This is a genomic window from Actinomadura rugatobispora (assembly GCF_055379765.1).
The window spans coordinates 5,027,546-5,053,375 of the sequence record NZ_AP029191.1 but is presented as its reverse complement, the minus strand read 5'-3'; the positions used below and the strand labels follow the sequence as shown (position 1 = coordinate 5,053,375).

The window sequence follows — 25,830 nt, the reverse complement described above, 5'->3', positions numbered from 1 at the left end:
GATCTGGCCGGTGACGCTCGCCTCCGGCATCGCACCACCGCCCAGGTAACGCGCTCGCGCGATACCTGAGGCCACTTCGAGACAGACCCTAAGTCAGGAGGAGGGGCGGGCGGTGAGCCCGGCGCAGCCGCGCAGCGACGCCCACCGCTTCTGCCCGGCGGCCTCGGCGGGGCCGGTGAGCAGCCTGGGGAGGCCGCCGGAGATCCGGGCGGGCTTCCACTTGTCGGCGGTGACCTTGCCGTTCTCCACCCGCAGCACCAGGACGCCGGACTCGGCGGTCGGGCCGTTGGCGGAGTAGAAGACGAAGTTGCCCAGCCCGTAGTGGACGTAGGCGCCCTCCATGTAGCCGCCGCCCTGCAGGACGTGCGCGTGGCCGCCGACGATCGCGTCCGCGCCCGCCTCCACGAGCCGCCGCGCCAGCTCCTTCTGCCGGGGCAGCGGGCAGGTCGCCAGCTCCTGCCCCCAGTGCAGGTGGACGATCACCACGTCGGAGCCCTTGGCCGCGTCCCGTACGGCCTGCACCATCCGGTCGACGTCCTTCGCCGAGGCCAGCCCGCCCTTGGTGTCGGTCGCCGTCCACGCCGGGATCAGGTGGTCGTCCAGGACCTGGGTGGCGCCGACGATCGCGACCCGGTTGCCCTTCACGGTGACGCGGTGCGCCCGGTACGCCTCCGCGGCGTCACGGCCGATGCCGACCGTCGGGAACCCGGTCGCCTTGATGGCCCTGAGGGAGTCGCGCAGCCCGGAGTCCATGTAGTCCATGCCGTGGTTGTTGGCCATCGACGCGACGTCCACCCCGGCGGCCTTCAGGGCCGTGAACGCCGACGGCGGCGCGCGGAAGGCGAACTCCTTGCCGGGCGCCTTGGTGCCGCCGGTGGTGATGGCGGTCTCCAGATTGACCATGGCCAGGTCGGCGGCCTTGAGCGTGCGGGCGATGGGGCCGAGCGCGGTGGCGGGGGAGGCGAGCCTGGGCCGCAGGATGCCCTCGAAGTGCACGTCGCCGCCGAACGCCAGGGTGATCGGCTGCTTGGCGGCGGGCGCCGCCGGCCGGGACGGGGACGCGCCGGCGCTGCCGGGCGCGGTCGTGCCGGTGGCGCCCTGGGCCTTGGGCGTGCCCGAGTCGCCGCCGCACGCGCCCGCGGCCAGCGCCATGACGACCGCCCCGCCCAGGGCCGTCGCCACCATCGAGTTCCTGCGCATCCCGAGTCCCCCTCGTCATCGCTCGGGACAGCATGCCACGCCGCGCCGGGCCGCTCGGGGCGTCCCACCGGGTATCACGCTGCGTGAGCGGATCCGCACGCGGACCGGATCCACGTGAAACATCACCGTCCGCCGGAAGGCCGTTCAGGACGGGCCGGGGCGGACGTCGGCGCAGGTGCGCAGCGACTCCCACCGGGTGCGGGCGGTCTGCGCCTCGGCGCCCGACAGCGGCCGGGGGATCCCGCCGTTGATCACGGCGGGTGCCCAGTCGGCCTTGGCGACCCGGCTCGCGCCCGTCTTCGCGCCCCGCGCCTTCGCGCCGCCCTGCCCGCCGGGCCCGGGGTCGAAGGTCAGCGTGAGCACGCCGCTCTGCGCCGTCCGGCCGCTGGAGTTGTAGAAGACGAAGTTCCCGAGCCCGTAGTGGACGTAGGACTTGCGCAGGTAGCCGCCCGCCTGGAGGACGTGCGCGTGGCTGCCGACGACGGCGTCGGCGCCCGCGTCCGCGAGCTGCGCGGCGAGCTGCCGCTGGACGGGGGTGGCGCAGGAGTTCAGCTCCTGACCCCAGTGCAGGTTGACGATCACCACGTCGGCGGCCTTGCGCGCCGCCAGGACCGCCTGGACGAGCCGCGGCACGTTCTTGGCCGAGGCGAGCCCGGCCTTGGCGTCGGTGGCGGTCCACGCCTGGATGAGGTTGTCGTCCAGGACCTGGGTGGCGCCGATGACCGCGACCTTGGCGCCCTTCACCGTGACCGTGTACGGCTTGTACGCCTCGGCGGCGTTGCGGCCGATCCCGACCAGCGGCATCCCGGCCTGGCGTCCGGCGGCCAGGGAGTCGGTCAGGCCGGTCTCGCCGAAGTCCATGCCGTGGTTGTTGGCCATCGTGGTCACGTCCACCCCGGCGGAGCGCAGGGCGCGGAACGCGGTCGGCGGCGCCCTGAACGCGAACTGCTTGGGCGCCTGCGTGCCGCCGGTCGTGACCGCCGTCTCCAGGTTGACCATGGCCAGGTCGGCCCGCTTGAGCTGCTCGGCCACGGGCCCGAGGGCGGTGTCGGGGGCGGAGTCGAGCCGGGCCCGCAGCATGCCCTCGAAGTGCACGTCGCCGCCGAACGCGACGGTGAAGGGGCGCTTGGGGCCGCCGCCCTTCCCGCCGCCGCCCCCGCCCCCGCTCCCGTCGCCGGAGCCGTCGGAGCCGCCGTCGGCCGCCAGGGTGACGGCGACGCCGCCCGCCGCCAGCGCCGTCCCGGTGACCAGTGCCAGGACGACCGCCATGGCGGTCGAGCGTCTCTTGCGGCGACGCCGCTCGCGCATCGCGGCCTCCCCCGTGTCCGGACCGGCCCGCCGGGGCCGGTCTCTGAGCGTCCACCACTTGGATGCGGTCGACCACCGGGAAGTTCAAACCACCCGAAACCGCCCTCGCATCATGGAGGGCCGCCGGGAGTCGACGGGTCCGGATCGGCAGAGTGGCCTGAAGCGGTCCCGGTGCGTCCGGCACGGCGGGGCCTGGGCTCTCCCATATGTCGCATCGGCCACCCCTGTCCCAACAGAGGGTCAGCCTTTATGTGTGGCGTTATGTCAATGCTTCGTCGCGACATGCGAGGCTTGGCGCACCTCCGGAAAGCGCGCCATTATTAACACGGTCCCGGTCACAAGGAGTGTCTCGATGGGCAGCCGCATGGCCTACCGCACGTGTCCCCTCTGCGAAGCCCTCTGCGGCCTGGAGTTGACCCTGGACGACTCCGGCACGGTCACCCGTGTGCGCGGTGACCGCGACGACCCCTTGAGCAAGGGGTTCATCTGTCCCAAGGGCGCCACCCTGGGACGGCTCGACGCCGACCCCGACCGCCTGGACACGCCCCTGCTGCGCCGTCCCGACGGTAGCCACGTCCAGGCCCCCGGCTGGGACGAGGCGTTCGAGGTCGTCCGGCACGGCATCAGGAAGGTCGCCGAGCGGTACGGCAAGGATTCGGTCGCCGTCTACATCGGCAACCCCACCGCGCACTCCATCGCGGGCCCGCTCTACGGCGCGGCCATCATCAAGGCCCTCGGCACCCGCAACGTCTACACCGCCAGCACCGCCGACCAGATGCCCAAGCACGTGAGCTGCGGCCACATGTTCGGCGACCCGCTGGCCATCCCGGTGCCCGACCTCGACCGCACCGACCACCTGCTCATGCTCGGCGCCAACCCGCTGGAGTCCAACGGCAGCCTGTGCTCGGCGCCCGACTTCCCCGGGCGGCTCAAGGCCATCCGGGGGCGCGGCGGGAAGGTCACCGTCGTCGACCCGCGCCGCACCCGCACGGCTGCGCTCGCGAGCGAGCACGTGTTCATCCGGCCGGGCACCGACGCGTACCTGCTGATGGCGCTGGTCCGCACGCTGTTCGCCGAGGACCTCGCCGAGGTGCCCGCGCACCTGGCCGGGCGCGTCAACGGGCTGGACGACCTGCGCGCCCTCGCCGTCGACTTCACCCCCGAGCGCGTCGCGCCCGTCACCGGGATCCCCGCCGCCGCGATCCGCCGCATGGCGCGCGACCTCGCCGCCGCCGGCAGGGCCGCCGTGTACGGGCGGATCGGCACCTGCACCCAGGCGTACGGGACGCTCAACAGCTGGCTGGTGGACGTCCTCAACGTCCTGACGGGCAACCTCGACCGGGAGGGCGGCGCGATGTTCCCGCGCGCCGCGCACATGCCCGCCTACCGCCGCAAGCGCCCGTTCACCACCGGCCGGTGGGTCAGCCGCGTGCGCGGTCTGCCGGAGGTCAACGGGGAGCTGCCGGTCGCCACGCTGGCCGACGAGATCGAGACCCCGGGGGAGGGCCGGATCCGGGCGCTGATCACCATCGGCGGCAACCCGGTGCTGTCCGCGCCGAACGGGGCCCGGCTCGACCCGGCGCTGGACGGCCTGGAGTTCATGGTCAGCGTCGACCCGTACCTGAACGAGACCACCCGGCACGCCGACGTGGTGCTGCCGCCGCCGCGGCCCGTCCAGACCCCGCACTACGACCTGGCGCTGCTGCCCCTGGCGGTCCGCGACTACGTGCGCTACTCGCCGGCGGCGGTGCCGCTGCCCGCGGGCCGTCCCGCCGAGTCGGAGATCCTCGCCCGGCTGGCGGTGCTCGCCTCCGGCCTGGACGGCGACCCGGCCGCGCTGGACGAGATGGTCATCGCCGCCACGCTGGGCAAGGCCGTGGCGTCGCCCGGTTCCCCGGTGCAGGGCCGCGATCCCGACGAGCTGCGCAAGATGCTGACCGACGACGGGCCCGCCTCCCTCACCGAGCAGCGCCTGGACATGATGCTGCGGCTCGGCCCTTACGGTGACGGCTTCGGCGCCGTCCAGGACGGCCTCACCCTGGCGCGCCTTCGCGACGACCATCCGCACGGCCTCGACCTGGGCGCGCTCAAGCCCCGCCTGGACGAGGTGCTGTGCACGGCGTCCGGCCACATCGAGCTATGCCCGCCGTCGTTCGCGGCCGACGCCGCCAGGCTGCGCGCCGCGCTGGACGACGACCGTGACCGCGACCCGGCGCAGATGCTCCTGATCGGGCGCCGCCACCTGCGGTCCAACAACAGCTGGCTGCACAACGTCCCCGAGCTGGTGCGCGGGTCCAACACGTGCACGCTGCAGCTCAACCCCGAGGACGCGGAGCGGCTCGGCATCGGCGGCGGAGACGTGGTCCGGGTGGTGTCGCGTTCGGGCTCGCTCGAAGCCGTCGCCGAGACCACCGACACCGTGATGTCCGGCGTGGTGAGCCTGCCGCACGGGTGGGGCCACGACCGTCCGGGCACCCGTACCGAGGTCGCGCGCAAGCACGCGGGCGTCAACGTCAACGCGGTCACCGACGAGAACGAGATCGACCCGCTGTCGGGGACGGCCGTCTTCAACGGCGTACCCGTGACCCTCGAACCGGTCCTCGCGCCCGCCGCCCCCGCCGCGAGCCCGCGCGCCGAGGCGGAGGGCGCCGGGACGGCCACGGCCGGGTGACCGCGAACGGCACCGACCCGGCCTTCCCCTGCGAATACCTGTCGGCCGCAACGCGGGTTTAGGGCGTGCTACCTATAGGTAGGTATCCACCACTGTGGGTGCCCGCCACCGGCTGGGAGACCGTACAAGACGTCCCCCGGGTGGCTACACGTGAGCACGGGGGCTAGTGTCGCAACGAGCGTCCCATTACGGCCGTCCCCATCGACACCGGACGCGCACCCGAGGAGGGACATGAACCGTAGGGCGAGCAGGATCTTCCGGCGCGGTCCCCGGCCGCAGGCGCGGCCGCATCCGGTGGACCTGGCCGAGAGCCTGGAGCACGCCCAGGGCCTGGACGGCGCCATCCGGACGCTCTCCACGGCGGTCCAGCGGGCGATCCACCCCGGCCTCGTCAAGGACGCGCTGCACGGCGTGCCGATCGGGCATCCCGCGCACCCGCCGCTGACCGACCTGCCGATGGGCGCCTGGATGTCGGTCGCCGTCCTCGACCTGTTCCCGGGCACGGGCCGGGCGTCCCGGGCCCTGGTGGCCGCGGGCCTCGCGGGCGCCGTCCCGACCGCGCTCACCGGGATCGCCGACTGGTCGGCCCTGCACCGCCAGCAGCAGCGGGTCGGCCTCGTCCACGCGATGAGCACCGCGACCGCGAGCGCGCTGTACACGGCCTCGTTCGTGGCCCGCTCCCGCGGCCGCGACGCCGCGGGCCGCGCCCTCGGCTACGCGGGCCTCACCGCCCTGCTGGCGGGCGGCTACCTGGGCGGCCATCTGGCCTTCCGCCAGGCGGCGGGCGCCAGCCACGCCGACCAGACCGCGCACCTGGTGCCGCTGGGCTGGCACGACCTGTGCGACTCCGCCGAACTGCCGGACGGCTGGCCCGTCCAGCGCCGCCTCGGCTACATCAGCCTGTTCGTGCTGCGCGAGGGCGAGGAGATCCACGTCCTCACCGACCGCTGCAGCCACCTGGCCGGGCCGCTCCACCAGGGCCGGATCGTCACCGACGAGAACGCCGACACGTGCGTGGTCTGCCCCTGGCACGGCAGCACGTTCCGCGTCCGGGACGGGTCGGTCGTGCACGGGCCCGCCACCGGCCGCCAGCCCTCGTTCGAGACCCGCGTCCTGGAGGACGGCACCGTCCAGGTGCGCCCCGTGGCCTGAAAGCGGCTCAGTCGGGCTCGACCTCCGAGCCCCCGCCGTGCCGGGCGCCCGGGTCGTCGCCGGAGACGTGCGCGTCGGAGATCGGGTGCTCCACCAGCGCCAGCACCCGACTGGCCATGAACCGGGCGGTGCGGACGGGCGACCCGGTACGGGTGACCTCGCTCACCTCCACCACGCCGCGGCGATTGGTGATCTCGACCCGGCGCCCCGCCCGGGTGGCGCCGACCTCGTAGGTGCGGGGGCCCTCGCCCCCGGCGTCGATGACGATCTCGACCCTGTCGCCCTTCATCCGCACACCCCTCCGGGTCCTCGAACGTATATTCGAGTTATACCCACCCAAAGCGGCAGTGAACCCCCGAAATCGCTGGTCAGAACAGCAATGTGTAAAGGGCGGCGAGGCCCACCACGACGATGAACGCGCGCAGCGCCATGGGCGGGATCCGCCGCCCGACCCGGGCCCCGACCAGCCCCCCGATGGTCGCCCCCACCGCCACCAGCAGCACCGCGAGCCAGCTGATCTCGGTGTCGGAGAGCAGCCACAGCGCGATGAACACCACCGCCGCGGACCCGTTCACGATGGCCGACAGCACGTTCTTGGCCGCGTTCACCCGCTGCAACTCGTCGTCCAGCGCGATGCCCAGCAGGGCGATCAGCACGATGCCCTGCGCCGCCCCGAAGTAGCCGCCGTACACCCCGGCCAGCAGCACGCCCACCCACAGCCACGGCCCGCCGTGCGGGTGCTGCTTCTCCCGGCGCGCCAGCAGCCACCGCTGCAGCCTCGGCTGGACGACCACCAGCACCAGCGCGATCGCGATCAGCACGGGCACGATCACGTCGAACGCCCCGGCCGGCAGCCCCAGCAGCAGCACCGCCCCGACCAGCGCGCCCACCAGCGAGGCGCTGCCCAGCCGCAGCAGCCTCGGTCGCTGCCCCTTCAGTTCCTCGCGGTAGCCGTAGGCGCCGGTGACCGAACCGGGCACCAGCCCGATGTTGTTGGAGACGTTGGCGACGACCGGCGGGAAGCCGAGCGCCACCATCGTCGGGAACGTGATCAGGGAGCCGGACCCGACGACGGTGTTGATACCGCCCGCCGCGATCCCGGCCGCGAAGATCGCGGCCGCGTCAAGCACGTCCAAGAACCGACCATCCAAGCCTGTGACTTCTCAACGGACAACGATGGTAGGGAACCCCGGCCCACCCCCCGACACCGGGTCGGACCGGACAGAGAACCACGTCCCACTCGAGACGGCTCTCAGGAGGACACCGCCGCCGAAACGCCCTCGCAGGCACTGAAGAGTCGTCAGCGGACGGCGCGCGCGTACCAGCGGCCGTCCTGGCGCTCGACGCCGAGGCGCAGCCCGAAGCACTCGCTCAGCCGCTCCGCCGTGAACACCTCGTCGACCTTTCCCTGCGCGATGGCCTGCCCGCCGCGCAGCAGCAGCGCGTGGGTGAACCCGTCGGGGACCTCCTCCACGTGGTGCGTGACCATCACCATCGTGGGCGCGGCCGGGTCGTCGGCCAGGCGCGCGAGCCGGGCGACCAGGTCCTCCCGGCCGCCGAGGTCGAGCCCGGCGGCGGGCTCGTCCAGCAGCAGCAGCTCGGGGTCGGGCATCAGGGCGCGGGCGATCTGGACGCGCTTGCGCTCCCCCTCCGACAGCGTGTCGAACCGCCGCCGGATCAGATGCGCGCAGCCCAGCGCCTCCAGCAGCTCGACGGCGCGGCCGAGGTCGAGCGAGTCGTACTCCTCCTGCCAGCGGCCGAGGATCGCGTACGACGCCGTCAGCACCAGGTCGATGACGGTCTCGCCCGCGGGGACCTTCTCGGCCACGGCGGCGCTGGCGATGCCGATGCGCGGGCGCAGCTCGAACACGTCCGTACGGCCCAGCTCCTCACCGAGGATCGCGACCGACCCCGACGTCGGATGCAGCAGCGCGCCGGCGATCTGCAGCAGCGTCGTCTTGCCCGCGCCGTTCGGGCCGACGATCACCCAACGCTCGTTCTCGTTCACCGTCCATGTGACCTCGCGCAGCAGGTCGGCGCCGCCGCGCCTGACCCCAACCCTGCGAAGGTGCAGCACCTCACCGGTCATCGCGCGCCTTTGTCCCCAATCTCGCCTGCCAGGGCATCCGTCCTCAGGAGAGAACCTATGCGATTGCGAGCACTTATGGTGGTCTGCATGTGCGCTGGGACTCGACAGGACGGGCCGGTCAACGACGCGGGCGACGCGGCGACCGCTCTGGTCGCGTGGGGCAACGCGTGGCTGACCGGACACGTCGGTCTTGACGAGGGCGTGGACGCGGTCGAGAAGGTCGCGGGGCCCCAGATCGTGAGCGGTCTCACCGCGGTGCCCGCCGGGGCCGCCGGCGCGCCGCCGGGCGAGGTGCCGCTCCGCCGCGCCCTGGGCGACCTGCGGGTCTGCGGGCTGGCCGGGCTGCGGCTGGCGCTGCCCGCGCCCGGCGACCCGCTCGGCCTGACCGGCCCGCCCGACTTCAACCGGGCCGCGATCGACGCCGAGGCAGCGGTCATCGCCGTGCTGCCCGACCGCACCATCGGGCTGGTGCCCGGCGAGGACCGCCGCGGCTCGTCCTACGTCGGGGTGCGCTGGCGGTCCTGGGACGGCGCGCCCGGCACACCGGACGTGCCCGCGCTGCCCGACGCCGACCGGCAGTTGACGCTGGCCATGCGGGACGCGACCGAGGTGCTGCTGACCGTGGACGACGTGACCGGCGTCCCGCCGGAGATCGCCGACGCGCTGGCCGACCTGCGCGATCCCGACCGCGGCGACCATCCGCTCGCGCCCGGCTACCCTCAGCGCGCCCACCGGGTCGCCGCGCTGGCCGGACGGCTGGCGCTGGTGGTCGACCTGGCCCGCCGGCTGGACGCGCACGGGCTCACCGCCGACCAGATGCGGCGGCGTAGTGAGGCGCTGCGGATGCTCGACCGCGCCGTACGGCGGGCCCGGGTGGCCGCGTGCAACAGCGCGTTCGATCCCGTGCCCTGAACCCGGCGTTCCGCACCGCGCCGATCCGGGTTGGAGCGGTCCCGAATCCTTTGCCCGAGCCGGTGACCACGGCGTTTCCATGAGACTCCGGATATTTCCGGGCGAACACGCGGAACGGGGCGCCCCCGTACCCGCGGCCCGGGGACCCTGTGGTCCCGCCGGCCTCGGATGCGAGGACGCCCCGTCGCTCACGTGCGGACGCCGTACCTGCGCCTTCGGGACGGATCGCCCCGGTCGGCGGCGTGTCAGGCGCGGACGACGAGCGTGCTGACGATCTTGTCGTGCCAGGTCTGCTTACGCTCGTCCCACAGCGGCCAGAGGTAGCCGATGGGCAGGCCACAGACGATCGTGTCGACGATGTGGCAGATCCTGCGCAGGAACGCCATGCCGAAACCGATCGGCTGGCCGGTCTGGGCACCGACCACGCGGATGCCCATCTGCCGCTTGCCGATCGTCTGCCCGGTCGTGCCCTCCTGGTAGATCATCCAGATGCTGGCCGCGAAGGCCGCCAGCCCGCCGATCGAGAGCAGCAGCAGGCCGATCATCGCCGCGGCGCCCTCACCCGAGCCGGCGAGCAGGAAGAACAGTATGTAGAGCACGAACATCGGCCCGGCGATGATCACGTAGTCGATGAGGTAGGCGCCGACGCGCGAGCCCCACTCGGCGAGCTGGCCGGTCGCCCCGTAGTGGTGGTGGTGGACTTCCTGGCCGTAGCCCGGCTGGGCCTGAGGCTGCTGACCGTAGCCCGGCTGCGCCGGCGGCTGCTGACCGTAGCCGGGCTGCTGACCGTACCCGGGCTGCTGACCGTAACCGGGCTGCGCCGGGGGCTGCTGACCGTACCCGGGCTGCTGACCGTAGCCCGGCTGCGCCGGGGGCTGCTGACCGTAGCCCGGCTGCGCCGGGGGCTGCTGACCGTAGCCCGGCTGCTGGCCGTACGGGTCGTAGGGGTTACCCACACCTGCTCCTTATTGATTGACCCTGTGGTTATGTGACGCCCGCCGGACCCGGAGGGCTCCGCAAGTTTGACCGACGGAACTCGCGGCTTCAAACCCGCAGGAGACCGAGCCGGACAAGCTGCCACAGCTCCGACCCCAAGAGGGCGGCGCCGAGCACCCACGCGCGGGTGTTCGGCCGGAGTGCCCACCACCGGTCCCCCACCCCCAGCGGCGCGATCGCGAGCGCGACCGCCCCGGAGAAGGCCACCGGGTTCGCGAGCACGGCCTGGGCGGGACGGCCCGAGCCGAGTTCGACGAACACGGTGGTGCCCCCGCACAGGGGGCAGGGGATCCCGGTGAACGCCCTGAGGGGGCAGAGCACGCCGGGGTCGTTGACACGATGGATCCATGCCGCGCCGATGGCCGCCGTGGCCATCGCAGCGACGCGCAGCACCACGCCCGCAGGGCCGTGCCGCGCAGCAGTGAGGGTCCGGGCGACCGGGCCGCCCAGCGCACCGCGTGGCGCACCGGTGGCCGACGCCCCGGGCACTCCCCCCAACGGATCCTCCGCCTCGATGACTTAATCCGGGTGACCCGTATATCGGGTGCACCCCAAGGTGGGTCAAGCCCCGACGACCATCTGCGATCGGACCGTGACCTAGAGCGCGATCAACTCCACCTCAAGGGCAAGGGTAGGACAAACCACCACCAGGTGGGGCTGTCTTTATGGGCATCAGCCCGGGGAGGGCGGCCGTGCGCGGGGCCGCCGGAGGACCGGTGGAGAGGTGCGCGAGGGGCCCGGTTCGCCGTGCCGCCGTCCGCCGGGGCCGCCGGCGAGGGGCGGGCGCCGGGCCGCGAACGGCGCGGGCGCAAGGGCGCGGGGAGTGTTGGGGCCGGTGCGCGGGGAGGGGTGCGTGTGTTTCAGGAGGAAGCCGTGGCCGCGGACGTTCGGTGGGGTGGGGACGCCGCCGCTATGACACTGATCACCCGTCGCGCGCGTGCGCCGTCCGGCCGCGAACGGGCGGTGAACGGGGTGCGTCCCGGCACGTGGAGGGGCCGGGCACGAGACCGACCCGGGCACGGTTCGAGTCGGGCTCCGTGTGTCGCGGCTCGTGTGTCGCGGCTCGTGCGGTGCGGTGCGGCGCGTCGCGGCTCGTGCGGTGCGTCGCGGCGCGGTGCGGCCGTGCGGTGGCCCGGCGGCGTACGCGGTCCGGTGCGGTGCGGTACGGGCCGGGCTCGCGATCAGGTGTGGGTCTGGGCCGCCGCGCCGACGACGAGGGGAGGACCGGACTCGGTGAGCTGCTCGGCCTCGACCACGTCGGCGATCACACCGGTGATGTTGTCGGGGCCGCCGCCGTCGCGGGCCAGCCCGATCAGCCGCTCCACGGCGCGCTGCGGATCGGCCTCGGCCACCAGCACCTCGTAGATCGTCTGCGCGTCCACCACGCCGCTCAGCCCGTCCGAGCAGAGCAGGTACCGGTCGCCCGGACGGCCCTCGCGGAGCCGCAGGTCGGGCTCGCGGTCCTCGCGGCCGTCCAGCACCCGGTAGAGGACGTGCGACAGCCGCGACGCCTCGGCCGGGTCGGGGGCGGGGCCGCCGCCCGCCTGCTCGGCCTCCTGCTTGAGCAGCTCGTCCATGGTGTGGTCCTGGGTGATCTGGAAGAGCTCACCGTCGCGGAGGAGGTAGCCGCGGGAGTCGCCGATGTGGGCGAGCGCGACCGCCGTGCCGGTCCAGAGCATCGCGGTGAGCGTGGTGCCCATCCGGCTCAGGTCGGGCCGCTCCTCGCGGACGATCCGCAGCTTCTCGTTGGCCTCGGCGACCGCCCGTCCGAGGGTCTCCTCCAGATCGTCGTAGGGGGCGTCGGCGTCCAGCGAGCGCAGCGAACCGATGACGGTGGAGCTGGCGACCTCGCCGCCCGCGTACCCGCCCATGCCGTCGGCGACCGCGATCAACCGCGCACCGGCATAACCCGAGTCCTCGTTGTTCTCGCGGTTGCACCCGATGTCACTGCCTGCTGCGTACCTGATTGCTACGTTCATACCGATTTCGATGACGATCCTGTCAGAGGAGTTGTATCACTCGCCGGCCAGTCCATGGCGGACGGCGAACAGCGCCGCCTGCGTACGGTCCTGCACTCCCAGTTTCATGAGCAGATTACTGACGTGGGTCTTGACGGTCTTCTCGGAGACGACAAGGGCGCGGGCGATCTCCCTGTTGGACCTGCCCCGCGCGATCTGCACGAGCACCTCCCTCTCCCGTTCGGTCAGCGCGGCCGGGCCGCGGTCGTCGGCGGCCGGATCCGCCCGCACCATCGCCTCGGCGGCGTCCGGGGCGAAGAGGACATGCCCATCATGGACGGCCCTGATCGCCTGGACGAGCGCCTGCGGGTCGACATCCTTGTAGAGATACCCCGCCGCGCCCGCCTGAACGGCGGGCAGGACGTGTCCACGTTCCGTCACGCTGGTGAGGACCAGGACGCGCGCCGCCACCCCGCGAGCCCGCAGCTCCGTCAGCGCGGCCAAGCCGTCGGCGCCCGGCATCTTGAGGTCCATCAGCACGATATCGGGCCTGAGCGATTCGGCCAGCGACACGGCGGCCAGGCCGTCGGCCGCCTCGCCGACCACCTCGATGTCGTCCTGTATGCCCAGGAACGTCCGCAGGCCCTGCCGGACGACCGGATGGTCGTCGGCGATCAGCACCTTGATCACGTCCCCCTCCCCCGCGGCATTGCCGGGAACGGCCTTAGCATGCCTCACAGTGGCACCTCCAGCCGCACCACCGTGCCGACGCCGGGCGCGGCGTCGAGGGACAGCACCGCGCCGACCGACTCCGCGCGGTCGCGCATCGAGGCGAGCCCGAGCCCTCCGCCGCCGCCCTGCGCCTCCCCCTGGCCGCCGGGCGGCTGCCCGCCCGCGGCGCCGTTCGCGGAGCTCAAACCCCGTGCGGTCCCGCGCGCGGGACCGTCCGGGACGCCGTTCGCGGTGCCTGAGGCGGGCGCGGTGCCGTTCGGGACGGCGTTCGCGGCCAGTCCGGCGGGGTCGAAGCCGGTGCCGTCATCGGCCACCTCCAGCACGGCGGTACGCCCGGGCGCGTCGCCGCGGGCCTCATCACCGCAGGCCCCGTCACCGCGGACCCCGTCACCGTGGACGCCGCCGTCGCGGACCCGCAGCCGGACCTCGACCGTGCGGGCCGAGGAGTGCCGCAACGCGTTGTGCAGCGCCTCCTGCGCGATCCGGAACAGCACCGCCTCCTGGTCCTCGGCGAGCGTGACCGCGCAGTCGGCGGTGAAGCGCACCTCGGTCTCGTACGCGCGGTCCAGGACCTCCACGTGCTTGCGGAGCGAGGCGACCAGGCCGTCGGCCAGGTCCGCCGGCCGCAGCTCGAAGATCACCGCGCGCAGCTCGGCGAGGGCCTCGGCGGCCAGCCGCTCGACCTGCTCCAGCTCCCGCACCGTGCGGCCGGGGTCGCGCTCGGCCAGCGCCGCGGCGGCGCGCGCCGTCAGCCGCAGCGAGAACAGCTTCTGCGCGACCGCGTCGTGCAGCTCGCGGGCCAGCCGGTTGCGCTCGGCCACCACGGTCAGCTCCCGGTTGTGCTCGTACAGCCGGGCGTTGGTCATGGCGATGGCGGCGTGCGCGGCGAAGAGGGTGAGGAGCTCCTCGTCCTCGGCGGAGAACCCGCGCGGGCGGCCCTCCCGGCGGTTCTTGTTGGCCAGGAAGAGGATGCCCAGGACGTCCTCGCCGTCGCGGATGGGCACCCCGAGGAAGTCCTTGAGCACCGGGTGCGCCACGGGCCAGCCCTCGAACTCCGGCTCGCGGCGGATGTCGTCCAGCCGCTTGGGGGCGTTGTCGCGCAGCATCGCGGCGAGCATGCCGTGCTGGCGGGGGAGCGGGCCGATGGCCTCCCACTCCTCGTCGGTGATGCCCTCGACCACGAACTCGGCGAACGAGCCCTCCTCGTCGGGCACGCCCAGGGCCGCGTAGCGCACGTCCAGGAGCTGCGCGGCCGCGCGCACGATCACCTGGAGGACCTCGTGGACGGACAGGTGCCGGGTCACGGCGAGCACGGCGGAGCTGACCGCGTGCAGCGCGGCGTCGGCGCCCCCCGGGGATCCGTTCCGGTCCATCCGCTCGTCCATCCCGCCGTTCCGTCCGGCGGCGCGTGTCACCGGTCCGTGCCCGGTACGCGTCGCGGCTCCGTTGTTCGGTGCTTCCGTGTTTCCGTGCTTCCGTGGTTCCTGGGTGACGGGCGTGTCGCCCCTCTGAGAAAAACGTACTCCCCGTACGGGGGCCGCCGAATCAGCCCGGCGTCGTAGGTGGGAGCGAACCGCGCCCTCCCGGGGTCTCGGTGCCGCCCGACCCGTATCACCCTGCCGGGTTACGTCATTTATGTCGGGTTTATTGGGCGGGGGTTCCGGAGGTCCTAGGACCATGGTTCGAGCGGTCCCGGACCCGCGCGCCCGATGTCGCCGGCCCCCGGGATTCCTAGCGTCGAGACCATGACGGACATCGATCCCGGCCACGCAGCCCCCGATACCCGCACCCGCCCCCGTACCGCGGTCGTCACCGGCGCGTCGCGCGGCCTCGGCCTGGCCCTCGCCCGCGAACTCGCCCGCGACGGATGGAACCTGGTGATCGACGCCCGCGGCGCCCCCGCGCTCGAGGACGCGGCCGAGGAACTCCGCGAGACGGCCGCGAGCTCCGCGGCCTCCGGGACGGCGGTGATCGCTGCGCTCGCCGGGGACGTCGCCGATCCCGCGCACCGCGCGGCGCTCGCCCGCACCGCCCTGGAGATCGGGCACGGCGTCGACCTGCTCGTCAACAACGCGAGCGTCCTGGGCACCACCCCGCTGCCCCGGCTCGCCGCCCAGCCCCTCGCCGACCTGGAACGGGCGTTCGCGGTCAACACGGTGGCGCCGCTCGCGCTCGTCCAGGCGCTCCTGCCCGCTCTGCGGGAACGCGGCGGCGCCGTCCTCAACATCACCTCCGACGCCGCCGTCGAGGGCTACGAGACGTGGGGCGGCTACGGGGCGACCAAGGCCGCGCTGGAGCAGCTCTCCCGCGTCCTGGCGGCCGAGGAGCCCGGCCTGGCGGTCTGGTGGACCGACCCGGGCGAGATGCGCACCCGGATGCTGCGCGAGGCGGGTGAGGACGCCGATGCCGCGCCCCCGCCCGAGGAGGCCGCGGCGGCGCTGTACCGGCTGGTCACGGACCGGCTCCCGAGCGGCCGCCACCAGGCCGCCGACCTGGCGGGTGAGCGATGACCACGGTCACCGGCCCGTCGGCGCCCGCCGCCGACCCCGTTCAGGACGCCTCCGATCCGGGGCGGGCGGAGGGTCTGCTCGGCCGCCGCCACCGGGCCGCCACGCTCGGCATCGTCCTGGTCGTCACGCTGATGGCCTTCGAGGCGATGGCGGTCGCCACCGTCATGCCGGTGATCGCCCGCGAGCTGGACGGCCTGGCCCTGTACGCGTGGGGGTTCAGCGCCACGCTGATCGCGGGCGTCCCGGCCAACGTGCTGGCGGGCGGCTGGGTGGACCGGTCCGGGCCGTCCACACCCATGCTGACCGGGCTGGCGGCCTTCGTGGCCGGGCTCGTGATCGCCGGCGCCGCCCCCGACATGTGGATCTTCGTGGCCGGGCGGGCCGTGCAGGGCCTGGGCACCGGGATCGCGATGGTCGCCACGTACGTCCTGATCGCCCGCGTGTACCCCGACCGGCTCCGCCCCCGGGTGTTCGCGGCGCTGTCGGCCGCCTGGGTGCTGCCCGCGCTGATCGGCCCCGCGATCGGCGGCGCGGCGGCCGAGCGGCTCGGCTGGCGGTGGGTGTTCCTGGGGCTGATCCCCCTGGTGGTCCCGCCGACGCTCATGCTGGTCCCGGCGATGCGGGGCCTCCGCCGCACCGTCCACTCCAACGGCGCGAAGGCCGGCTCCCGCCGGAGGAGGCAATACCTGGCCGCGATCGCCGCCGCCCTGGGCGCGGCCGTGTTCCTGTACGGCCTCGACCATCCCGGCTGGGCGGTCCTCCCGCTCATCGCCGCGGGCCTGGCCGGGCTGGCGATCGGGCTGCCCCCGCTGTTTCCCGCCGGGACCCTTCGGATGCGGCGCGGCCTGCCCAGCGTGGTGCTCGTCAGGGCGCTGCTGTCGGGCTCCTTCTTCGGGACGGACGTGTTCATCCCGCTCGCGCTTACCTCGCTGCACGGCTTCACACCCACGCAGGCCGGGCTGGTCCTGACCGTGGGCGCGCTGGGCTGGTCCGCGGCCTCGCAGATCCAGGGCCGGTCGAAGCGGTCCGGGGCGTTCTACGTACGGCTCGGAGCGGCGCTGGTCACCACGGGCATCGCGACGTCCACGCTCGTGCTCCAGGTGACGGGCTGGGCGGCCGCACTGACCTGGATCGTCGGCGGTGCCGGCATGGGCTTCGCCATCGGCAGCCTCAGCGTGTTGCTGCTGGAGCTGTCGCCAGAGGAGGAGCAGGGCTCCAACTCCTCCGCCCTCCAGATCGCCGACACGCTCGGCTCGTCCCTGGTGGTCGGCGTCGCGGGCGCGCTCGTCACGGCGTTCGGCACCGACCGGCTCGCCCTGGGCCTCGGCGTCGCCGGGTCCCTCTTCGCCGCGATCGCCGCCGTGGGCATCGTCGCGGCCCTCCGCCTGGAGGCCAAGGCCAGAACCGGGGCCGGAACCCGCATTCCGCTCAGTGGAGGCTCGTCATGAACACGGCTCCCTCGCTTGATTTCACCCTCCCCAAGGCCCTGGAAGCCCAGGAGCCACCCGAGGAGCGTCCCGCCCGCCCTGGGGATGACCTGAGGCTTCTACCCCCGCCAGAGGCTCCTGAGGGGCGCCTGCGCCGGCGTACGCGCGACGACGTCCGGCTCCTGGTGGGACGGCGCGGCAGCGGGGCGGTGAGCCACCACAGGTTCCGCGAACTGCCCGACCTCCTGCGTCCCGGAGATCTCCTGGTGGTCAACACCTCGGCGACGCTGCCCGCGGCCGTCCACCTGGACAAGATCGCCGTCCACTTCTCCACCCCCTTCCCAGAAGGGGACGAAGGGATCTCCCCTGGCGGAGGCGAAGTGTGGCTGGTGGAGCTACGACGCCGTACGGGAAAGGGCAGCATCCCCTATCTCGGCGGCTCGCCCCACGAATGGATCCCCATGCCGGGGAACGCCACCCTCACTCTCCTGCGACGCCATACCGAAAGGCTCTGGGTGGCGCGCCTCGGCACCAGCGTCGTCCCGTACCTGCGCCGCTACGGCGTGCCCATCCGGTACGGGTACGTGCGCCGCTCCTGGCCCACCGCCGCCTACCAGACCGTGTTCGCCCACGACCAGGACGGTGAGACGGGAAGCGCGGAAATGCCCAGCGCCGCCCGCCCCTTCACCACGGACCTCGTCACACGCCTGGTCTCAAGGGGAGTGCTCATCGCACCGCTCACCCTGCACACGGGGGTGGCCTCTCCAGAAGCCCACGAGCCCCCGTACGCCGAACGCTACGAAGTGCCCCAAGCCACCGCGGCCCTTGTCGAACACGTCCACGCCCAGGAACCCAGGGGACGCGTCATAGCGGTGGGCACCACCGTGGTGCGAGCCCTGGAAACCGCCGTGGACGCCAACGGCCGCGTCCGAGCCTCCAAGGGCTGGACCGAACACGTCGTCACACCGGACGACCGAAAAGCAGGGGGAGGAGTGCGCGCGGTGGACGGTCTCCTCACGGGCCTGCACGAGCCCAGGTCGTCCCACCTGATGATGCTCACCGCCATAGCGGGCCATGACCTCGTCAAGGCCACCTACGACGCCGCCCTGACCGAACGCTACCTCTGGCACGAATTCGGTGACCTTAACCTTTTGGTTCCCTGACGCTCGCCGCACGCATACTCGCAGGCCACCCCCCGTATACAGGAGCGTCACCGCTGCCGCGGGCCGCGCCGTCCCGCATTGTGGACACGATGCGCGGTGCTTTGGCTCGGCCCGGTAGCGTGGTGAAAAGCATGAACGGGTCAGCACAGCGCACGCTGCTCATAACGCTCACCGGCCGCGACCGCCCCGGGGTGACCTCGCGGCTGTTCACCATGCTCTCCGAGTTCCCGCTCACGGTGGCGGACGTGGAGCAGGTCGTCATCCGCGGCCGGCTCGTCCTCGGCGTCCTGGTCACCTACCCCGAGGGCACCGACATCGGCCGGGTCTGGACGTCCGCGGAACGGGTCGCCACCGATCTCGACATGGAGATCGAGATGTCGACCGGCCGCGACAAGAGCATGCCCAGCCGCCGCGGCCGGCTGCACGTCACCGTGCTCGGGGCGCCGCTCCGGCCGGACGCGATGGCCGGGATCTCGGGCCGGATCGCCGCCGGCGGAGCCAACATCGACCGCATCGAACGGCTCGCCCACTACCCCGTGACCTGCATCGAGATGGACGTCTCGGGCGCCGATCCGGAGGCGCTGCGGGCCGCGCTGGCGGTGGAGGCCGCCGAGCGGCAGGTCGACGTGGCCGTCCAGCAGGGCGGGCTGCACCGGCGGGCCAAGCGGCTGATCGTCATGGACGTCGACTCCACGCTCATCCAGGGCGAGGTGATCGAGCTGCTGGCCGGGCACGCCGGGTGCCTGGACGAGGTGGCGAAGGTCACCGAGGCCGCGATGCGCGGCGAGCTCGACTTCGAGGGCTCGCTGCGGGAGCGGGTCGCGCTGCTGGCCGGCCTGGACGCCGCCGCGATCGACGCGGTCCGCGACCAGGTGGAGCTGGCCGCCGGGGCCCGCACGATGGTGCGCACCCTCAAACGGCTCGACTACAAGTTCGCCATCGTCAGCGGCGGGTTCACCCAGGTCACCGACGGTCTGGTGGAGGACCTCGGGATCGACTACTCCGCCGCCAACACGCTGGAGATCGAGAACGGGAAGCTCACCGGGCGGGTCACCGGGCCGGTGATCGACCGTGCCGGGAAGGCCGCCGCGCTGGAGCGGTTCGCCCGCGAGGCCGGGATCCCGATCAGCCAGACGGTGGCGATCGGCGACGGCGCCAACGACCTGGACATGCTCCAGGCGGCCGGGCTGGGCGTGGCGTACAACGCCAAGCCGGTGGTCCGGAAGGCCGCCGACACGGCGGTGAACGTGCCCTATCTCGACACGATCCTCTTCCTGCTGGGGATCTCCCGTGACGAGATCGAGGCCGCCGACGCCGCCGACGCCGTCCACACCGCGCGCTGACCTTTCCCTGCCGGCACCACGCCCGTCGCCCGCGGGCTCGCTGACGCGCGTCCGCTACGGCTGATTCCGGACAGCCGGAAAGAGCCGTCCGCCGTGCCGTCCGGACTATCGCCGGTGCCCCGTGCGGGTACATGCTGATCGTCCAGAACGCCACGAAACCGACATGAGCGGACCCGACACGGACCGGCGAGGGAGACGTGCGCCACTTCTTGCGCGGCGACCGAAGGGCGGCCCTGGAGCGCGCCCGCGAGGCGTACGCCAGGGTCGAGGGGCAGACGGCGCCCTTCTACGGGCTCGCCGCCTCCCTCGCGATCTCCCTGCCGCTCCTGGTCGGCACGCTCACCGGCCACGCCGCCCAGGGCGGGCTCATCGCCCTCGGCGCCTACCTCGTGGCGCTGCGCACCCCCGAGGGCCCGTACGGCGCCCGCGCCCGCAACCTCGCCAGCGCCGTACTGGTCATCGCCGTCGGCGCGACCATCGGCGGCAACCTGGCCGCGCACGCCTGGCTCGCGGTCATCGTCGTCCCGCCGGTCGTCGCGCTCGGCAGCGCCGTCCCCTGGATCGGTCCCACCGCGGGGCTCGCCGTGCTGCTCACCGCCATCCGCCCGCCCACCGGCGACGTCCTGTACGGCGGCTTCCTGGAACTGCTCGGCGGGCTGCTCACCACCGCGCTGCTGCTGGCCCCGTGGCCGGCCCGCCGGCTGCGGCCGCTCCGGACCACGCTGAGCGAGGCCGCCGACGCCGTCGCCGCCGCCCTGGACGCCGTGGCCGAGGACGTCGGCGGCCCCGACCCCGGCCCCCTGGAGGCCGTCGAGCTCACCGATCCCGGCCTCGCCTCCGTCGCCCGCAAGCCCGACTGGGACGAACGCCGTCGCGCCGCGTCCCAGGCCCTCACCGCCGCCCGCGCCACCTACGGCTTCTACCGTTCCGGACGCGGCCGCGAGGAGCCCACCCGGCCGGAGCGGCTCATCGACGCGCTCGCCCGGATCATGCAGGAGACGGTGGCGCTGCGGGCCCTGGTCGAGGCCGCGCGGCGCCGCCCGCCCGACCGCGAGTGGGAGCAGGAGGCCCGGGTCGCGATCGCGGCGCTGGCCGCCCGGGTCCGGCTGGTCGCCGGCGCCATCGAGGCGACCGGGAAGGCGCCCCTGGGCACCGTGGAGTCCGCCGCGATCCGCCGGTTCGGCCGGCAGACCGAGAGCATCCGGCGGGCCGGGCTGGCCGGCGACGAGGACCTGGTCGCGGTCGCGCTGATCGTGCAGATCCGCCGGTCGGTCGAACGGATCGCCGGCGGCGTCAACGCCGCCCGGCGGCTCGCGGCCGGCGGGGTCCGGATCGGCTTCGGCCCGCCCCGGCTGCTCGCCGAGGTCCCGGGCCCGGTCAGCACGTGGGGGCGGCTGGGCCGGGCCGTGCGGACCCGCTCACCCGGGTTCCGCGAGGTCGGACGGGTCACCTTCATCGCGTTCCTGGCCATGTTCCTCGCCACCGCGCTGGACCTGCCGCACGGCCAGTGGATGACGATCACCGCCATGTTCAGCCTGCGCGGCACCTACGGCCAGACCGTCGACCGGGTCGTCCAGCGGGTCGGCGGCACCGCGGTCGGCTCCGCCATCGCCGCGCTGCTGCTCGCCCTGGCCCCCGACCAGACCGCCACCGCCCTGATCATCTTCGCGTTCGCGCTGGTCAGCTTCACGCTGCGGGCGGTGAACTTCGTCTACTGGGAGCTGTTCAACACGGTCGTGGCGATGATGCTGCTGGGCTTCTCCGTGCCGTCCACCTGGGTGGACGCGGGCGAGCGGATCGGCCTCACCATCGCGGGCGGGCTGCTGGCCTTCCTCGCGGTCCGGCTGCTGTGGCCGACCGGGCACGCCGAGCGGCTGCCGGTCCAGGCGGACCGCCTCCTGAGCGTGCACGCGGACCTGGCCCGTTCGGCCGCCGCCGTCGTCGAGGGCAACCTGGAACGGCTCCCGCACGATCAGCTCGTCGCCGCGGAACGGGCCGCGGAGACCCTGGCCGACACCCGGAGCCGGCTCGTCCACGAGCGCCTGCCCGACGAAGACCTGATCGACCGGCTCGGCAACGCGGTCGACGCCGCCCACCGCGTCCGCGACAACCTCATAGCGATCGGCCGCATGACCCGTGAACACGAGGTCGACGCAGGCCCGCTCCCAGAGATCCTGGACCGCCTGGCCGACCATCTGGAAGAGGTGGCCGACTCCTTGGACGAGCCCGAACCCGCCTTGGACGAGGGCTCTCCCGACGCCCCGTCCCCTAACGAACGGCTGGACGAGGAGTTCTCCGACCTGGACACCCACCTGTCGGCCCTGGCCAGGCGCCGCCGCGAGGAAATCAAGGCCGGTGTGAGCACCGACGAGTTCACCCCGTTGCGACACGCCCTCCTGCAATCCTCAGGCACCCGCTACACCGCACGCTCGCTCCGGGCCGACGTCGAAACCCTCATCGAGAACACTTGCGCGGCCCTGGCCCCACAGGCACAGCTCGCTTCGGCCGCCGCGGAGCAGGCCGACTCCAAGGAACCCCGCCCCGTCTCCTGACGCGCTAGGCGCCGCCCTTGGGAGTGCGGTAGGAGGTCAGGTCACCCACCCCCGGGCGAATCTCGCTCCACGCCCCCGGAACGTCGATCACGGCCAGCGCGCACGTGGGGAAGGACTCGGGCGCCTCGCCGGTCAGATCGTGCACGAGCTGATGCACCGACGGGTTGTGCCCGACGAGGAGGACCCGTCCGGCCTCGTCCCCCGCCTCCCGGGCCAGGGCCAGCAGCGTGTCGGCGTCGTTGTCGTAGATCTGGGACTCGAACCTCACCTGGTTGGTCGCCAGCGCCAGCCGTTCCAGGGTCTGCCTGGTCCGGACGGCGGTCGAGCACAGCACCAGGTCGGGGGTCAGCCCCTCGTTCCGCAGCCACTCGCCCGCGGCCGTGGAGTCCCGCCGTCCACGGTCGTTGAGAGGACGGTCTATGTCGGCGAGCCCCGGCCCAGCGGCGGCCTTGGCATGGCGGAGAACGATGAGCGACGGCATGCCGTCACCCTAGTCCTCCTCAGGGAAGCCGCCGGTCTTCCTTACAGGACGCGCATGCACCCGCCGCCAGGCAATGCGAAAGCTTTACTCCGGAGTCCCGCTCAGGGAGCGACGAGGGCGGCGATCCCCCACAGGACCAGCATGACCCCGAGCATCCCGCCCAGGATGATGGCAAAGCCCTTCGGCCCGGCAATGGTGGACTTCCCGCCATCGTTCACAGCCGCGTCTCCTTCGTATCGTCGTCCACTGCCAGCCTATGTGCGCCCCCCGTCCACCCCGGACACACCCCCGCCCAGGCAAGGAGAAAGGGGCCGGCATGACGCCGGCCCCTTCCCCGAGGTGGTTCGGATCAGGCCTTGTTGGCCGAGGAGGTCTGACCCGGATCAGGGGTCGCCTCACCGGCCGCGTCGCCCTTCGCACCCGTTCCGTTCCCGGCCTCGACCGCCTCCGCGGCGTCGCCGGAGGCCACCGACTCGTCCGGGACCGCGGTCCGCGCGGCAGGGACCGCGTCGCCCGTGCCACCGCCCGCGGGCTTGGCGTCGCCCGCGCCGATCGGGTCCGCCTGCCGCTTGGAGATCACGATCGCGCCGACGACCACGGCGACCGCCGCCACGGTGACCCCGATCCGCAGCGGGACGTTCCCCGCGTACGTCACCACCGCGTCCGCGATCAGCAGCGCGACCAGGTTCATCACCTTGATCAACGGGTTGATCGCGGGACCGGCGGTGTCCTTGAACGGGTCGCCCACGGTGTCGCCGATGACCGTCGCCTCGTGCGCCTCACTGCCCTTGCCGCCGAGGTTGCCCTCCTCGACCAGCTTCTTGGCGTTGTCCCAGGCGCCGCCGGAGTTGGCCAGGAACACCGCCATCAGCACACCGGCCGCGATCGCCCCGCCGAGGAAGGCGCCCAGCGGCGCGTACCCCAGCGCGAACCCGACCGCGATCGGGGTCAGGATCGCCAGCAGGCCGGGCGTGGCCAGCTCCCGCTGCGCGTCCCGGGTGCAGATGTCGACCACCCGGTCGTAGTCGGGCTTCTCGGAGAAGTCCATGATCCCCGGCTTGGTGCGGAACTGCTCGCGCACCTCGACGACCACCCGGCCGGCCGCCCGGCCCACCGCCATGATCGCCAGCCCGGAGAACATGAACACCACCGCGGCGCCCACGATCAACCCGATCAGCACGTTCGGCTGGTCGATCGACAGGCTGAAGGACGCGAACGTGCCGAGCGCCTCACGGGCCTCGTCCGAGGCGTCCGAGAGCGCGGACACCACCGTCGTCCGGAACGACCCGAACAGCGCCGTCGCCGCCAGCACCGCGGTCGCGATCGCGATGCCCTTGGTGATCGCCTTGGTGGTGTTGCCGACCGCGTCCAGCCGCTCCAGCACCGCGGCGCCCTCGCCCTGCACGTCGCCCGACATCTCGGCGATGCCCTGGGCGTTGTCGGAGACCGGGCCGAAGGTGTCCATCGACACGATCACACCGACCGTGGTGAGGAGACCGGTGCCGGCCATCGCCACCGCGAACAGCGCGACGGTGGTGTTGCCGAACCCGAGCAGGAACGCCCCGTACACCGCGCCACCGATCACCAGCGCCGTGTAGACCGCCGACTCCAGGCCCAGCGAGATGCCCGACAGGATCACCGTGGCCGGCCCGGTGCGGGCGCTGCCGGTGACCTCCTGCACGGGCTTGCGGTTGGTCTCGGTGAAGTAGCCGGTCAGCAGCTGGATCGCGCTGGCCAGCACGATGCCGATCAGTACCGCGCCGAACGCCACCACCCGCGGATCGGCGTCCAGTCCCTGGATCGCCCGGTCCGAGACGCCGGTCAGCTCGGCGAACGAGGACGGCAGGTAGGCGAAGGCCGCCACCCCGACCAGCACCGCCGAGATGATCGCGGAGATGAAGAAGCCGCGGTTGATCGCCGACATCCCGGAACGGTCGCGGTCGCGGGGCGCCACCGCGAAGATCCCGATCACCGCGGTGATCACACCGATCATCGGCACGATCAGCGGGAACACCAGACCCTCGGTGCCGAACGCCGCGGTGCCCAGGATCAGCGCCGCGACCAGCATCACCGCGTACGACTCGAACAGGTCGGCCGCCATCCCGGCGCAGTCGCCCACGTTGTCGCCCACGTTGTCGGCGATGGTCGCGGCGTTGCGCGGATCGTCCTCGGGGATGCCCTGTTCGACCTTGCCCACCAGGTCGGCGCCCACGTCCGCCGCCTTGGTGAAGATCCCGCCCCCGACTCGCATGAACATCGCCAGCAGCGCCGCGCCGAACCCGAAGCCCTCCAGGACCTTCGGCGCGTCGCCCTGGTAGGCCAGCACGACCACCGCGGCGCCGAACAGCCCCAGGCCCACGGTGAACATCCCGGCGACGCCGCCGGTGCGGAAGGCGATCCGCATCGCCCGCTTCTCGCCGCCCTCCTCGCGGGCCGCCGCCGCGACCCGGACGTTGCCGCGCACCGCCAGCCACATGCCGACGAACCCGGTGACGGCCGAGAACAGCGCCCCGATGACGAAGAAGACCGAGCGCCCGATCCGTTCACCGGTGGAGTCGGCGGGGAGCAGGAGCAGGACGAGCGGGATCAGGATCACGAAGACCGCGACCGTACGGAACTGGCGTTTCAGGTACGCGCCGGCGCCTTCTTGCACGGCTCGCGCGATGTTCTGCATCTTCTCGGTGCCCTGACCCGCGGCCAGTACCTCGCGTACCAGACCACCGGCGACGACCAGTGCCAGCAGCGCGATCACGGCGACGACGACAACCAGTGAGAGGTCGCCGCCGCCGAGATCCACGTCTGCGCCGGCCGGGCTTGACAGGGAAAGCCCAGACATCCGTCCTCCTCGACAGGGGCATTGCGACTCGACCGTCTATGGACGATCTTTACCGCGTACCCACGCGGGTGGCGCTTTAGACGCCCGCACGGCAACGCGGGTGCCGGGAGTCTACGCACGAGGTGGACGGAAGAGAAGACTTACCTTGCTTCAATCGAGGAGTCAGGGAAGCCCAATCTGCGGTCCGTCAGAATTTGCCCTGAAACCTGCCCTCACTCAGCATCACCGCAGGTGACCATGGGTGCACGCCCCCGACCATTACGATCTTGAATCTTGACCATCCAGGCCGCCCCCGAGTCGCGCACGCCTCACCTCCCAGATACCTCCCAACACAAATACCAATTACATTCCGCCCAAAATTCACAACCTTTCCAAGATCGCCGCAAACAACATCCCATAACCCCCAACCCCACCCAGCCACCGCCCCCCTCGAAACGCCTTCCCCACCCCCGCAACCCGCGCACCACAAAGAGCCGCCGAACAACCACCGACAGCCCGCG

At 72.9% G+C, this 25,830-nt stretch carries 20 protein-coding genes; 8 read left to right on the top strand and 12 right to left on the bottom strand.

The features are described from left to right. Positions 1-93: 93 nt before the first annotated feature. The gene (locus ACZ466_RS22340; RefSeq protein WP_378284917.1) at positions 94-1,200 is read right to left on the bottom strand and encodes a CapA family protein; all 1,107 of its coding nucleotides are present in this window, start codon (positions 1,198-1,200) and stop codon (positions 94-96) included. A 144-nt stretch (positions 1,201-1,344) separates the two neighbouring features. Continuing rightward, positions 1,345-2,508 carry a CapA family protein gene (locus ACZ466_RS22335; RefSeq protein WP_378284916.1) on the bottom strand — a complete coding sequence of 388 codons (1,164 nt, stop codon included), beginning with the start codon at positions 2,506-2,508 and terminating at the stop codon, positions 1,345-1,347. A 352-nt stretch (positions 2,509-2,860) separates the two neighbouring features. On the opposite strand from ACZ466_RS22335, the gene ACZ466_RS22330 reads away from it, so the two are divergent. After that, positions 2,861-5,179 (top strand): molybdopterin oxidoreductase family protein, encoded by a 2,319-nt coding sequence (locus tag ACZ466_RS22330; protein ID WP_378284915.1) that lies wholly within the window; start codon positions 2,861-2,863, stop codon positions 5,177-5,179. Between the two features lie 231 nt (positions 5,180-5,410). Continuing rightward, positions 5,411-6,331 (top strand): Rieske (2Fe-2S) protein, encoded by a 921-nt coding sequence (locus tag ACZ466_RS22325; RefSeq protein ID WP_378284914.1) that lies wholly within the window; start codon positions 5,411-5,413, stop codon positions 6,329-6,331. Positions 6,332-6,338: 7 nt separating this feature from the next. On the opposite strand, the gene ACZ466_RS22320 is transcribed toward ACZ466_RS22325, so the two are convergent. From ACZ466_RS22320 to ACZ466_RS22310, 3 genes are all read right to left on the bottom strand, one after another. Further along, a complete protein-coding gene (locus tag ACZ466_RS22320) occupies positions 6,339-6,620 on the bottom strand; it encodes a hypothetical protein (protein ID WP_378284912.1) in 282 nt (93 codons plus the stop codon). Between the two features lie 79 nt (positions 6,621-6,699). Then, positions 6,700-7,467, bottom strand: coding sequence for a sulfite exporter TauE/SafE family protein (locus ACZ466_RS22315; protein ID WP_378284911.1), 768 nt, complete (start codon positions 7,465-7,467; stop codon positions 6,700-6,702). Between the two features lie 164 nt (positions 7,468-7,631). Beyond that, positions 7,632-8,420 (bottom strand): ABC transporter ATP-binding protein, encoded by a 789-nt coding sequence (locus ACZ466_RS22310; protein WP_378284910.1) that lies wholly within the window; start codon positions 8,418-8,420, stop codon positions 7,632-7,634. 87 nt (positions 8,421-8,507) lie between these two features. On the opposite strand from ACZ466_RS22310, the gene ACZ466_RS22305 reads away from it, so the two are divergent. Continuing rightward, positions 8,508-9,332, top strand: coding sequence for a hypothetical protein (locus ACZ466_RS22305; protein ID WP_378284909.1), 825 nt, complete (start codon positions 8,508-8,510; stop codon positions 9,330-9,332). 245 nt (positions 9,333-9,577) lie between these two features. Here the strand turns inward: ACZ466_RS22305 and ACZ466_RS22300 are convergent, their stop codons facing one another. From ACZ466_RS22300 to ACZ466_RS22280, 5 genes are all read right to left on the bottom strand, one after another. Further along, positions 9,578-10,288, bottom strand: a complete 711-nt coding sequence (locus tag ACZ466_RS22300; RefSeq protein ID WP_378284908.1) for an RDD family protein — start codon at positions 10,286-10,288, stop codon at positions 9,578-9,580. An 88-nt stretch (positions 10,289-10,376) separates the two neighbouring features. Beyond that, a complete protein-coding gene (locus ACZ466_RS22295) occupies positions 10,377-10,817 on the bottom strand; it encodes a DUF2752 domain-containing protein (RefSeq protein ID WP_378284907.1) in 441 nt (146 codons plus the stop codon). A 692-nt stretch (positions 10,818-11,509) separates the two neighbouring features. Next, positions 11,510-12,307 (bottom strand): PP2C family protein-serine/threonine phosphatase, encoded by a 798-nt coding sequence (locus tag ACZ466_RS22290; RefSeq protein WP_378284906.1) that lies wholly within the window; start codon positions 12,305-12,307, stop codon positions 11,510-11,512. 36 nt (positions 12,308-12,343) lie between these two features. Then, positions 12,344-12,976 (bottom strand): response regulator, encoded by a 633-nt coding sequence (locus tag ACZ466_RS22285; RefSeq protein WP_378284905.1) that lies wholly within the window; start codon positions 12,974-12,976, stop codon positions 12,344-12,346. Between the two features lie 44 nt (positions 12,977-13,020). Further along, a complete protein-coding gene (locus tag ACZ466_RS22280) occupies positions 13,021-14,403 on the bottom strand; it encodes a GAF domain-containing sensor histidine kinase (RefSeq protein WP_378284904.1) in 1,383 nt (460 codons plus the stop codon). A 360-nt stretch (positions 14,404-14,763) separates the two neighbouring features. Between ACZ466_RS22280 and ACZ466_RS22275 the strand changes: the two genes are divergently transcribed. From ACZ466_RS22275 to ACZ466_RS22255, 5 genes are all read left to right on the top strand, one after another. Next, complete coding sequence (locus tag ACZ466_RS22275; RefSeq protein WP_378284903.1) at positions 14,764-15,528, top strand: SDR family NAD(P)-dependent oxidoreductase; 765 nt, start codon at positions 14,764-14,766, stop codon at positions 15,526-15,528. Further along, positions 15,525-16,976, top strand: a complete 1,452-nt coding sequence (locus ACZ466_RS22270) for an MFS transporter (RefSeq protein WP_378284902.1) — start codon at positions 15,525-15,527, stop codon at positions 16,974-16,976. The genes ACZ466_RS22275 and ACZ466_RS22270 overlap by 4 nt, the downstream gene beginning before the upstream one ends. Continuing rightward, entirely contained in the window at positions 16,973-18,118 is a 1,146-nt protein-coding gene (locus ACZ466_RS22265) for an S-adenosylmethionine:tRNA ribosyltransferase-isomerase (protein ID WP_378284901.1), read from the top strand. Before ACZ466_RS22270 ends, ACZ466_RS22265 begins: the two co-directional genes overlap by 4 nt. A gap of 131 nt (positions 18,119-18,249) precedes the next feature. Then, positions 18,250-19,461 carry a phosphoserine phosphatase SerB gene (gene serB, locus ACZ466_RS22260; RefSeq protein WP_378284900.1) on the top strand — a complete coding sequence of 404 codons (1,212 nt, stop codon included), beginning with the start codon at positions 18,250-18,252 and terminating at the stop codon, positions 19,459-19,461. A 197-nt stretch (positions 19,462-19,658) separates the two neighbouring features. After that, positions 19,659-22,013, top strand: a complete 2,355-nt coding sequence (locus ACZ466_RS22255; RefSeq protein WP_378284899.1) for an FUSC family protein — start codon at positions 19,659-19,661, stop codon at positions 22,011-22,013. Positions 22,014-22,017: 4 nt separating this feature from the next. Here the strand turns inward: ACZ466_RS22255 and ACZ466_RS22250 are convergent, their stop codons facing one another. Both ACZ466_RS22250 and ACZ466_RS22245 read right to left on the bottom strand, forming a co-directional pair. Then, complete coding sequence (locus ACZ466_RS22250; protein WP_378284898.1) at positions 22,018-22,494, bottom strand: SixA phosphatase family protein; 477 nt, start codon at positions 22,492-22,494, stop codon at positions 22,018-22,020. Between the two features lie 349 nt (positions 22,495-22,843). Then, the gene (locus ACZ466_RS22245; protein ID WP_378284897.1) at positions 22,844-25,330 is read right to left on the bottom strand and encodes a sodium-translocating pyrophosphatase; all 2,487 of its coding nucleotides are present in this window, start codon (positions 25,328-25,330) and stop codon (positions 22,844-22,846) included. Between the last annotated feature and the right edge of the window lie 500 nt (positions 25,331-25,830).

Coding starts and splice junctions, on each gene's coding strand:
- ACZ466_RS22340 (WP_378284917.1), bottom strand. CDS start 1,200: ATGCGCAGGAACTCGATGGTGGCGACGGCCCTGGGCGGGGCGGTCGTC.
- ACZ466_RS22335 (WP_378284916.1), bottom strand. CDS start 2,508: ATGCGCGAGCGGCGTCGCCGCAAGAGACGCTCGACCGCCATGGCGGTC.
- ACZ466_RS22330 (WP_378284915.1), top strand. CDS start 2,861: ATGGGCAGCCGCATGGCCTACCGCACGTGTCCCCTCTGCGAAGCCCTC.
- ACZ466_RS22325 (WP_378284914.1), top strand. CDS start 5,411: ATGAACCGTAGGGCGAGCAGGATCTTCCGGCGCGGTCCCCGGCCGCAG.
- ACZ466_RS22320 (WP_378284912.1), bottom strand. CDS start 6,620: ATGAAGGGCGACAGGGTCGAGATCGTCATCGACGCCGGGGGCGAGGGC.
- ACZ466_RS22310 (WP_378284910.1), bottom strand. CDS start 8,420: ATGACCGGTGAGGTGCTGCACCTTCGCAGGGTTGGGGTCAGGCGCGGC.
- ACZ466_RS22305 (WP_378284909.1), top strand. CDS start 8,508: ATGTGCGCTGGGACTCGACAGGACGGGCCGGTCAACGACGCGGGCGAC.
- ACZ466_RS22290 (WP_378284906.1), bottom strand. CDS start 12,307: ATGAACGTAGCAATCAGGTACGCAGCAGGCAGTGACATCGGGTGCAAC.
- ACZ466_RS22280 (WP_378284904.1), bottom strand. CDS start 14,403: ATGGACGAGCGGATGGACCGGAACGGATCCCCGGGGGGCGCCGACGCC.
- ACZ466_RS22275 (WP_378284903.1), top strand. CDS start 14,764: ATGACGGACATCGATCCCGGCCACGCAGCCCCCGATACCCGCACCCGC.
- ACZ466_RS22270 (WP_378284902.1), top strand. CDS start 15,525: ATGACCACGGTCACCGGCCCGTCGGCGCCCGCCGCCGACCCCGTTCAG.
- ACZ466_RS22265 (WP_378284901.1), top strand. CDS start 16,973: ATGAACACGGCTCCCTCGCTTGATTTCACCCTCCCCAAGGCCCTGGAA.
- serB (WP_378284900.1), top strand. CDS start 18,250: ATGAACGGGTCAGCACAGCGCACGCTGCTCATAACGCTCACCGGCCGC.
- ACZ466_RS22250 (WP_378284898.1), bottom strand. CDS start 22,494: ATGCCGTCGCTCATCGTTCTCCGCCATGCCAAGGCCGCCGCTGGGCCG.
- ACZ466_RS22245 (WP_378284897.1), bottom strand. CDS start 25,330: ATGTCTGGGCTTTCCCTGTCAAGCCCGGCCGGCGCAGACGTGGATCTC.